Source organism: Pseudomonas sp. FW305-70 (assembly GCF_058783925.1).
Genome location: NZ_JBYSYZ010000047.1, coordinates 34,607 through 43,162 on the forward strand (window position 1 = coordinate 34,607; position 8,556 = coordinate 43,162).

Annotated in this window: 7 protein-coding genes and 1 pseudogene; 1 reads left to right on the plus strand and 7 read right to left on the minus strand. The window is 60.9% G+C overall.

Translation table 11 applies throughout. The features are described 5' to 3' along the window. The 7 genes from argR to acs all read right to left on the minus strand — a co-directional run bounded on the left by argR (nt 1) and on the right by acs (nt 7,962). Nucleotides 1-993, minus strand: coding sequence for a transcriptional regulator ArgR (gene argR / locus AC3WN7_RS25035; protein WP_007971017.1), 993 nt, complete (start codon nt 991-993; stop codon nt 1-3). A 246-nt stretch (nt 994-1,239) separates the two neighbouring features. Next, nucleotides 1,240-2,004, minus strand: coding sequence for an ABC transporter ATP-binding protein (locus tag AC3WN7_RS25040; protein ID WP_007971015.1), 765 nt, complete (start codon nt 2,002-2,004; stop codon nt 1,240-1,242). A gap of 27 nt (nt 2,005-2,031) precedes the next feature. Beyond that, complete coding sequence (locus AC3WN7_RS25045) at nt 2,032-3,144, minus strand: M14 family metallopeptidase (RefSeq protein ID WP_102675419.1); 1,113 nt, start codon at nt 3,142-3,144, stop codon at nt 2,032-2,034. A gap of 1 nt (nt 3,145) precedes the next feature. Next, a complete protein-coding gene (locus AC3WN7_RS25050; RefSeq protein WP_007971009.1) occupies nt 3,146-3,844 on the minus strand; it encodes an ABC transporter permease in 699 nt (232 codons plus the stop codon). Next, the gene (locus AC3WN7_RS25055; protein ID WP_015096506.1) at nt 3,841-4,530 is read right to left on the minus strand and encodes an ABC transporter permease; all 690 of its coding nucleotides are present in this window, start codon (nt 4,528-4,530) and stop codon (nt 3,841-3,843) included. Before AC3WN7_RS25055 ends, AC3WN7_RS25050 begins: the two co-directional genes overlap by 4 nt. A 91-nt stretch (nt 4,531-4,621) precedes the next feature. Continuing rightward, on the minus strand, nt 4,622-5,398 hold the full coding sequence (locus AC3WN7_RS25060) for an ABC transporter substrate-binding protein (RefSeq protein ID WP_008049550.1): 777 nt from the start codon (nt 5,396-5,398) through the stop codon (nt 4,622-4,624). A gap of 608 nt (nt 5,399-6,006) precedes the next feature. Continuing rightward, nucleotides 6,007-7,962, minus strand: a complete 1,956-nt coding sequence (acs, locus tag AC3WN7_RS25065; protein ID WP_492575399.1) for an acetate--CoA ligase — start codon at nt 7,960-7,962, stop codon at nt 6,007-6,009. A gap of 380 nt (nt 7,963-8,342) precedes the next feature. Between acs and AC3WN7_RS25070 the strand changes: the two are divergent. Continuing rightward, nucleotides 8,343-8,556, plus strand: a pseudogene (locus AC3WN7_RS25070) (hypothetical protein); the annotation flags it as partial.

Consider the following 8,556-nt stretch of genomic DNA (forward strand, 5'->3'; position numbering starts at 1 on the left):
CTACCCGCGTTCCGGTGGCACCGATGACAATTCGAACGGGCTGCTGCTGCGCCGCTGGTTGCGATCTTCCCGCGGCGTGGCGCCGAAGAAGTTGCGATAGGCGCTGGAGAAATGCGGCCCCGAGGAGAAGCCACAGGACAGGCCGATCTGGATGATCGACTTGCTGGTTTGCATCAACATCTGCCGGGCCTTGTTCAGGCGCAGCTCCAGGTAGTACTGGCTCGGCACACGGTTGAGGTATTGCTTGAAGATCCGCTCCAACTGCCGACGGGACACGCACACGTGCTGGGCGATTTCGTCGGTGGTCAGCGGCTCTTCGATGTTGGCCTCCATCAGCAACACGGCTTGCGTGAGCTTCGGATGGCTGGAGCCGAGGCGGTTCTGTAACGGGATACGCTGGCGCTCGCCGCCCTCGCGGATGCGCTCGACCACCAGCTCTTCGGATACGGCACCCGCCAGCTCCGCACCATGGTCGCGGGCCAACACCGCCAGCAGCAAGTCGAGCACCGACATGCCGCCGCACGCGGTCAGGCGATCGCGATCCCAGTCAAACAGGTGACTGGTGGCGATGACCTTGGGGAAACGTTCGGCGAAATCATCCTGCCAGCGCCAATGCACCGCCGCGCGATAACCATCGAGCAAACCGAGTTGCGCCAACGGGTACACACCGGCCGACAGACCGCCGATCACGCAACCGGAGCGCACCAGTTGCTTGAGCGCACTGCTGAGCGCCGGCGCCAGTGCGGTCGGTGGCTCGTCAGCGAGCAGGAACAGTTTCTGGAAGTTTTCCAGCTTGCCGGTCCATGCCTCACCCGGCAATTGCCAGGCGCTGTCGGCCGCGGCGTCTGTAATGGCTTCGGCCTGCAGGAATGACAGTTCGTAAACCACGTCCGGATGCACACGCTGGGCAACACGCAAGGCCTCCTCAGCCAGCGCAAGCGTCAGTGCTTTAGTGCTGGGCCAAATCAGGAAACCAATTCGATGGGCAGTCATGGCGGGCAATCCGAAACGAAGAACAGTGATGAAGGCATGGGCCAATGCTAGCCCGTAAATAAGCGCAAATCTCAAAACCGCCCCGGATCAAATGTGGGAGCGGGCTTGCTCGCGAAGGCGGTGTGTCTGTGGCAGAGAAGCAAACTGACCCACCGTTTTCACGAGCAAGCCCGCTCCCACAAGGGATCGGGGCCGGCCTCCAGGTTGCGAAGCATGCACTATCCCGGGGCACAACGGGAGTTCGGCTTACTTCAGGCTGCCCGAGAGGAATTGCTGCAGACGCTCCGATTGCGGGTTCACCAGCACTTCGCGCGGGTTGCCGCTTTCTTCGACCACACCTTTGTGCAGGAACACCAGCTGGTTCGACACTTCACGGGCGAAGCCCATTTCGTGGGTCACCACCACCATGGTCCGGCCTTCCTGGGCCAGGGCCTGCATGACTTTCAACACGTCGCCCACCAGCTCCGGGTCGAGGGCCGAGGTCGGCTCGTCGAACAGCATCACCTCAGGTTCCATCGCCAGTGCACGGGCAATCGCCACGCGCTGCTGCTCGCCGCCGGACATGTGGCCCGGGTAAGCGTCTTTGCGATGGGCCACGCCGACCTTGTTCAGGTAGTGTTCGGCTTTTTCGCGGGCTTCGGCCTTGGACACGCCGAGCACGTGCACCGGCGCTTCCATGATGTTTTCCAGCGCGGTCATGTGCGACCACAGGTTGAAATGCTGGAACACCATCGACAGGCGCGAACGCATGCGTTGCAGCTGTTTCGGGTCGGCGGCTTTCAACGCGCCGTCCTTGTTCGCCACCAGCTTCAACTCTTCGTTGTTGAGCAGGATCTTGCCCGCGTGCGGCTGCTCCAGCAGGTTGATGCAGCGCAGGAAGGTACTTTTGCCGGAGCCACTGGAGCCGATGATGCTGATCACATCGCCGGCTGCCGCTTTCAGGGACACGCCCTTGAGCACTTCGTGACTGCCATAGCGTTTATGCAGGTCTTGGACTTCAAGTTTGTACATGCGGTCGGTTCTCACAAAAACAGTCAGTCAGTCGTTGAGCAAGCGCCCGTGACGCAGCGCTTCGCGCCCCGCCACCTTGGCCAGCCAGAAACCGGGTTGGGCATAACGCAGCCGTTCAATGGCAAACAGCACCCCGGACGTACCAGCACACACCGTGCTGACCCGATCCGCCAACGGATCGATCACTTCAAAAATCTCGTCGCCTGCTTCAACCCACTCACCGGGCTTACGCAGGAACGTCACCACACCGGGGTGCGGCGCGAACAACAATTCAGTGCCTTCGAATGGCAGGCCTTCGCAAGGGTCTTGCGCAGGTTTGGGCCATTCACCGCCGATCAGGCCTTGCTCGGCGAGGAACGCCAGAATGCCTTCGGCATAAGCCGAAGCTTCAGCGCGACCGGTGTCGGCCTGACCACCCAATTCAATGGTAGTCGCCAGGCAGGCCAGCGGAATCTGCGCCTGCGGGAACAGACGCGACAGGCGCAACCACGGCAACGAACAGGCTTCGTCGAACGAACTGCCGCCGGAATCTTCCGCCAGCAAACCGACCCGCACATTCAGGTGCGCAGCCAGCGAACGCCACTGCGGCCAGTGTTGCGGCAAAGCGTACATGTGCAGCGCCGCTTCGGCGTCGCAATGCAGGTCCAGCACCACATCGGCGGTGCAGGCGTGGCTGAGCAGAACGCGCTGCATGCCTTGCAACTGGCTGCTCGCCTCTGGCAAAGCGGCCAGATGATCGACCATCGCCTGACGGATCAGGCGAATGTTGGCGTGCGGATCGTCACCGAGGCTTTCTGCCAAGGCAGCCGCCACAGGTGCGCTCAACTCGACGAAATCGCGGTTGAAGTTCTTGCCGCTGCCCGCCTCGAAACGCCCTTGATGATTGCCCTGAAGCAGTTGACCCAGACCCAGTGGATTAGCCACCGGCACCAGTTCGACCACACCGTTGAGCAAGCCCTGGGCTTCGAGTTCGGCCAGACGTTTTTTCAGCTCGAACGCCGTGCGCATGCCCGGCAGCTCATCGGCATGCAGGCTCGCCTGGATGTAGGCCTTGCGCTCGCCACTACCAAAGCGGAACACCGAAATCCAGCGTTCGCTGCCCAGGTGGCTCCACGGTAAAGCATGATCGATGCGTTCCATATCAGTGCTTCCGCGGGGCCAGGTAGCCCAGCCAGCGGCGCTCGGCCATCTTGAACAGCTTCACCAGGATGAAGGTCAGGCACAGGTAGAACACGCCGGCGGTGATGTAGGCCTCGAACGGCAGGTAGAACTGGGCATTGACCGTGCGCGCGGCACCGGTGATGTCGATCAGGGTCACGATGGACGCCAGACTGGTGGTCTGCAGCATCATGATCACTTCGTTGCTGTACTGCGGCAGCGCCCGGCGCAGGGCCGACGGCAGCAGGATGCGCTTGTACATCTTGAACCGCGACATGCCCATGGCCTTGGCCGCTTCGATCTCGCCGTTCGGCGTGGCCCGCAGGCTGCCGGCGATGATCTCGGCGGTGTAGGCGCTGGTGTTGATCGCGAATGCCAGGCAGGCACAGAAGGTTGCGCTGGACAGCCACGGCCAGAGGAAGCTCTCACGCACCGCTTCGAACTGCGCCAACCCGTAGTAGATCAGAAACAGCTGCACCAGCATCGGCGTGCCGCGGATCACGTAGGTGTAGAGCCAGGCGGACATGTTGACCACCGAGTTCTTCGAGACGCGCATCAGGCCCAGCGGCAATGCGCACAGCAAACCGAAGAACAGCGACAGCGCGAGCAGTTTGAGGGTGGTCACCAGGCCGCCAAAGTACAGCGGCAAGGCCTCCCAAATGACGTTGTAGTCGAAGATCATAGATCAGCCGCCCTTACGCCTACCGAGTAGCGCTTCTCAAGGTGACGCAATGCCAGCAACGACACACTGGTGATCACCAGGTACATCGCCGCCACTGCGAGGAAGAAGGTGAAAGGCTCGCGGGTGGCATCGGCCGCCTGCTTGGCCTTGAACATCATGTCCTGCAGGCCCACCACCGAAATCAGCGCGGTCGCCTTGGTCAATACCAGCCAGTTGTTGGTGAAGCCCGGAATCGCCAGGCGAATCATCTGTGGCACCAACACCCGGAAGAACACCTGGAAACTGCTCATGCCGTACGCCATGCCGGCTTCGGCCTGACCCTTGGGGATCGCCATGAACGCACCCCGGAAGGTTTCCGACAGGTACGCGCCGAAGATGAAGCCCAGGGTGCCGATACCGGCAGCCAACGGATTCAGGTCGATGTACTCGTCAAAGCCGAGCAGCGGTGCGACGCGGTTGAGCAGGTCCTGGCCGCCGTAGAAAATCAGCAGGATCAGCACCAGGTCGGGAATACCGCGGATCACCGTGGAATACAGGTCGCCCAGCCAGGCCAGCCAGCGCACCGGCGACAGACGCAGTGCCACGCCGATCAGGCCCAGAACGATGGCCATGGCCATGGACGACAAGGCGAGCTGAAGCGTCAGCCAAGCGCCATCGAGGATGACAGCCCCGTAGCCTTTCAACATGATTCAGGTCCTCGAAAGTTGGGATGAAAAAATGGCGCAAACCTCAGCGATCCTGCTGCTTGCGCCATTTCGGACTTGTCGCCGGGGCGTATTACTTGCCGTAGATATCGAAGGCGAAGTACTTGTCCTGGATTTGCTTGTACTTGCCGTTCTCGCGAATGGCGGCGATGGCGGCGTTGAGCTTGTCCAGCTCAGCCTTGTCGCCCTTGCGCACCGCGATGCCTACACCGTCGCCGAAGTATTTGACGTCGGTGAACGCTGGGCCGACGAAGGCGAAACCTTTACCGGCGTCGGTTTTCAGGAAACCGTCATCCAGAAGCGTAGCGTCTGCCACGGTGCCGTCGAGGCGGCCGGCGGCCACATCGAGGTAAATTTCGTTCTGCGAGCCGTATGGCTTGATCTCGGCACCCAGCGGGGCCAGGACTTCGCGGGCGAAACGCTCGTGGATCGAACCACGCTGTACGCCGATGTTCTTGCCCTTGAGCTCGGTCAGGCCTTCGCTGACCTGGGTACCGGCCTTCATGACCAGGCGAGCCGGGGTGTTGTAGTACTTGTTGGTGAAGTCCACGGACTTCTTGCGATCTTCAGTGATCGACATGGACGACAGGATCGCGTCGATCTTGCGCACTTTCAGTGCCGGGATCAGGCCGTCGAACTCTTGCTCGACCCACACGCACTTGACCTTCATCTCTTCGCACAAGGCGTTGCCGATGTCGTAGTCGAAACCAACGATGCTGCCGTCCGGTGCTTTGGAAGCGAACGGAGGGTAAGCCGCTTCGATACCAATTTTCAGAGGCTTTTCATCGGCGAAGGATGGCAGCGACAGCACGGACAGTGCCAGGGCGCCAAGCAGCACGAGTTTCTTCATCTTGGGACTCCATCGGTAAAGGGCAAAAACGGCAGAGTGAGCGACAGCCCAATATGCGAATGAGTGGAACCGGAAAGCAGTGCTGCGTCCTACATTGCGTGTGCGAAATTTCAACACGGGCAACGACGAGCGAGTGATCGGCATTCTAACGACAGGCCCGAGGCCGATATTTCTTCAATGCGACAACTAATTACAGAAGCACCGAGAAAGTCGTTTTAGCACGTTGACAGCCCTGCAAAATCATGCAAGAGCAAAAGACATTGAACCGATCTATATTGCAAATTGCGGGCCTATTATTGGCAAACCCTTCTAATCCGGCAAGCGCAGCGTGGGGTCTTATTTTTTATCCGTGGTTTTTAGCCCCTGCTATGGGGCTGGGCGTTTCCCAATGCCCCGCATTGGCGCGATGCGGTTACACATTCAGTAACCTGAAAGATCTCGGGTAACAGTAGGAAAACGCCGACAGAGAAACCCGATAATTATTGGCTGATGTTGCTGTATTGCCTGACAAACTGCCTTCGCGAGCAAATTCGACACAAATACTTCAGGCACAAAAAAGCCCCACCAGGCTCAACACCTGACAGGGCTCAATGACTCAAGATCGCCGCTTACGCAACATTCATCGTCTTGTGCGTATCAATCAAATGCTGCACCACACTCGGATCCGCCAGGGTGGAGATATCCCCCAACCCATCATATTCAGCGGTAGCAATCTTGCGCAGAATCCGCCGCATGATCTTGCCCGAGCGAGTCTTCGGCAGCCCCGGCGCCCACTGGATCACATCCGGCGAGGCAATCGGCCCGATCTCCTTGCGCACCCAGTTCTTCAGCTCCAGGCGCAGTTGCTCGTTCGGCTCCTCGCCGTTTTTCAGGGTGACGTAGACATAAATACCCTGTCCCTTGATGTCGTGCGGCACACCGACCACCGCCGCTTCGGCGACTTTCGGGTGCGCGACCATCGCGCTTTCGATCTCGGCGGTGCCCATGCGGTGCCCGGAGACGTTGAGCACGTCGTCCACCCGGCCGGTGATCCAGTAGTAGCCATCGGCATCGCGACGGGCGCCGTCACCGGTGAAGTACATGCCGCGGAAGGTCTTGAAGTAGGTGTCGACGAAGCGGTCGTGGTCGCCATACAGCGTACGCGCCTGACCTGGCCACGAATCGAGAATCACCAGGTTGCCCTCGGCCTCGCCTTCGATGATGTTGCCCAGGTTGTCCACCAGGGCCGGTACCACGCCGAAGAACGGACGCGCCGCCGAACCCGGCTTGAGGGCATGGGCGCCCGGCAGCGGGCTCATCATGTTGCCGCCGGTTTCGGTCTGCCACCAGGTGTCGACGATCGGGCAACGGGACTTGCCGACGTTCTTGTAGTACCAGTCCCAGGCTTCCGGGTTGATCGGCTCGCCCACCGAACCCAACAGGCGCAGGCTGCTGCCATCGGCGCCTTCAACCGCGGCGGTGCCCGAGGCCATCATGGCGCGGATCGCGGTCGGTGCCGTGTAGAGGATGTTGACCTGGTGCTTGTCGACGATCTTCGCCACCCGGGTGATGTCCGGGTAGTTCGGCACGCCTTCGAACAGCAGGGTGGTCGCGCCGTTGGCCAGCGGGCCGTAGACGATGTAGCTGTGGCCGGTGACCCAGCCGACGTCGGCGGTGCACCAGTAGATCTCGCCCGGACGGTAGTCGAACACGCGCTCGTGGGTCATGGCGGCGTACAGCAGGTAGCCGCCGGTGGTGTGCTGCACGCCCTTCGGCTTGCCGGTGGAGCCCGAGGTGTAGAGGATGAACAGCGCCTCTTCGGCGCCCATTTCTTTGGGCGCGCACACGGTGCCGGCCACTTTCATCAGGTCCTCGAACCAGATGTCGCGGTGCTGGTTCCACTTGATGTCGCCACCGGTGCGCTTGCACACGATGACTTTCTGGATGCTGCTGGTTTCCGGGTTGGTCAGGGCGTCGTCGACGTTGGCCTTGAGCGGGATCTTCTTGCCGGCACGAATGCCTTCGTCGGCGGTGATCACCACTTTGGATTTGCAGTCGATGATGCGACCGGCCAGGGCTTCCGGCGAGAACCCGCCGAACACCACCGAGTGGATCGCGCCGATCCGGGTACAGGCCAGCATGGCGACCACGGCTTCGGGGATCATCGGCATGTAGATCGTCACCACGTCGCCGCGGTGCACGTCCTGGCCGCGCAGGGCGTTGGCGAACTTGCAGACCTGCTCGTGCAGCTCGCGGTAAGTGATGTTGCGGCTTTCGGCAGGGTCATCGCCTTCCCAGATGATCGCGACCTGATCGCCGCGCTCGGCCAGATGACGGTCGAGGCAGTTGTAGGACACGTTCAGGGTGCCGTCGGCGAACCACTTGATGTCGACATGGTGATCGTCGAAGGAGGTCTGCTTCACCGTGGTGAACGGCTTGATCCAGTCGAGGCGCTTGGCTTGCTCGCGCCAGAAGCCGTCGGGGTTGACGACCGACTGCTGGTACATGGCCTTGTAGGTCGCCTCGTCGGTCAGGGTGTTGGCCAGAACCTCGGGACGAACGGGATACAGGGAAGCCGCACTCATCTTTCTTACCTCGGTGGAATAGTTGTTTTTGTATGACCCTGTTGTAGCCGGGCCGGGCCTATAGAACCATTCGACGATGGTAGTAACAAGCCCACACAAAATGTCGTGAATACCCGTCAAACCCAATACCACCGCGGCACCTGTGGGAGCGAGCTCGCTCGCGATGGTCGTCAACGATAACGCGCCCAATCTGACACCCCGAGGTGTTCTCTGGCTCATCGCGAGCAAGCTCGCTCCTACAAAGCGGTACCTGTAGGAGCGAGCCTGCTCGCGATGGTCGTCAACGATAACGCGCCCAATCTGGCACCCCGCGGAGCTCTCTGGCTGATCGCGAGCAAGCTCGCTCCTACAAAAGCGGTACCTGTAGGAGCGAGCTCGCGATGGTCGTCAACGATAACGCGCCAAATCTGACACCCCGCGGCGCTCTCTGGCTCATCGCGAGCAAGCTCGCTCCTACAAAAGCGGTGCCTGTGGGAGCGAGCTCGCCCGCGATGGTCGTCAACGATAACGCGCCCAATCTGACACCCCGCGGAGCTCTCTGGCTCATCGCGAGCAAGCTCGCTCCTACAAAAGCGGTACCTGTAGGAGCGAGCT